At 65.6% G+C, this 1579-nt stretch carries 2 protein-coding genes; both read right to left on the bottom strand.

The genetic code is table 11. The annotated features are described in order from the left end of the window. On the bottom strand, window positions 1–610 hold a 610-nt coding region (locus ABYB95_RS23250; RefSeq protein ID WP_372662657.1), incomplete at its 3' end, for an AMP-binding protein. A 20-nt stretch (window positions 611–630) separates the two neighbouring features. Next, window positions 631–1392 carry an SDR family NAD(P)-dependent oxidoreductase gene (locus ABYB95_RS23245; protein ID WP_372662654.1) on the bottom strand — a complete coding sequence of 254 codons (762 nt, stop codon included), beginning with the start codon at window positions 1390–1392 and terminating at the stop codon, window positions 631–633. Window positions 1393–1579: the final 187 nt, after the last annotated feature.

Below are 1579 nucleotides of genomic sequence, written 5' to 3'. Positions count from 1 at the left end.
TGCCGGTCGTGCCGCCCGAGAGCTGGAAGATGCACGGATCGGTAGGGTCGATCTGCACCGCATCCAGCGCCGAGCGCGGCAGCGTGGCGGCCCGCTCGATGAGATCGGTCAGCGAGTGCTCGCCCGGGCCGGCCTGGCCCAGCACCAGGCGCAGCTTGAGGCTCGGGTTCTCAGCCTGCACGCGCTCGATGACGGGCGCAAATTCGAAGTCACCCAGGCGATCGGGGTAGACGCAGCAGGTGGCCTGCGAGAGCTGGGTGAACTGGTTGATTTCGGCAAAACGGTGCGTGACCAGCGCGGCGATGGGAATGCCGCCGATCTTTTGCAACGCCAGGTAGAGCAGCACGAACTCGGCCACGTTGGGCAAGGTCGGAACCACGCGGTCCAAGGGCTTGAGACCAATGGCCAGCAGGTTCAGCGCCAGGTTGTCGCTGATGCGGTCCAGGTCGGCGTAGCTGTATTCGCGCGCACCGTCGACCAGCGCGGTGCGCGGGCCGAAGCGCTTGAACACGTCGCGGTATTCCTGTGCCAGCGTGCGGTCCAGCCAATAGCCGCGCTCGCGGTAGCGTTGCGCGTATTCCGGGGGAAAGGGTACGAATCCGTCCAACATGGCGGTCTCCTTTCAGCCGTTCAGGTCGATGCGGTGAAACCGCCGTCGATGACGACGATCTCGCCCGTGACGAACCGGTTGGCCGTGAGCAAATTGAGAATCACCTCGGCCACATCGTCGGCGGTGACACAGCGTTTGAGCGGCGTGGCCTTGGCGCGTGCGCCCATCAAGGTTTCGTACTTTTCACCCAGCATGCGCTCCATCCAGTCGCCTTCCATCCAGCCAGGCGCCACCGCGTTGACGCGAATGGCCGGGCCCAGATTCCAGGCCAGGGTTTTGGTGAGGTTGACCACGGCGGCTTTGCTCGCGGCATAGGGCAAGGGCTGCGGGCCGGGGCGCAAGCCCACGATGCTGGCGGTGTTGACGACCGCAGGCGCGTCGCCCTTGCGCAGCAGCGGCACTGCAGCGCGGGTAACCTGGAACGTGCCGCGCACGTTCACCGCGAAAGTGCGGTCCCATTCGTCGAGGTCCAGACTCTCCAGGTCTTTCACCTTCCAACTGGCGGTGGTGCCGGCGTTGTTGACCAAGGCATCCAGGCCACCCCATGCCTCGTCTATGGTCTGCATCATGGCGCGCACAGCGGGCTCGTTGCTGACGTCGCATTGCAGCACCAGCGTGCGCGCACCCAAGGCATGGGCCTCGGCCGCCGTGGCCTGGGCAGCTTGCGCGCTGGAGCCGTAGTTGATGGCAACGTCGTAGCCGGCTTTCGCCAGGGCCAACACGGCACTGCGGCCGATACCGGTGGCGCCACCGGTCACAAGAGCACGTTTTCTGGAGGTCATGGGTTTTCCTTTGCAGGGGTCAATGGGATGGAGAGAGAAAAATGCGCACACCCATGCGGCAGCGTGACCGGCCTCAAGGCGCGGCGGCTTCGGATGGACTGCGATTGGAGGTGTGGGGGGCTAGGTCAGACCCTGAAGGGTCTGCGCCGGCCGCGCATGGGCTGGGCGCCATGCGGGCTTGCTCGGT

The sequence above is a fragment of the Hydrogenophaga sp. genome (assembly GCF_041633695.1).
Lineage (GTDB): Bacteria > Pseudomonadota > Gammaproteobacteria > Burkholderiales > Burkholderiaceae_C > Hydrogenophaga.
This window is presented reverse-complemented; position numbering and strand designations above follow the sequence as displayed.

Coding starts and splice junctions, on each gene's coding strand:
- ABYB95_RS23245 (WP_372662654.1), bottom strand. CDS start 1,392: ATGACCTCCAGAAAACGTGCTCTTGTGACCGGTGGCGCCACCGGTATC.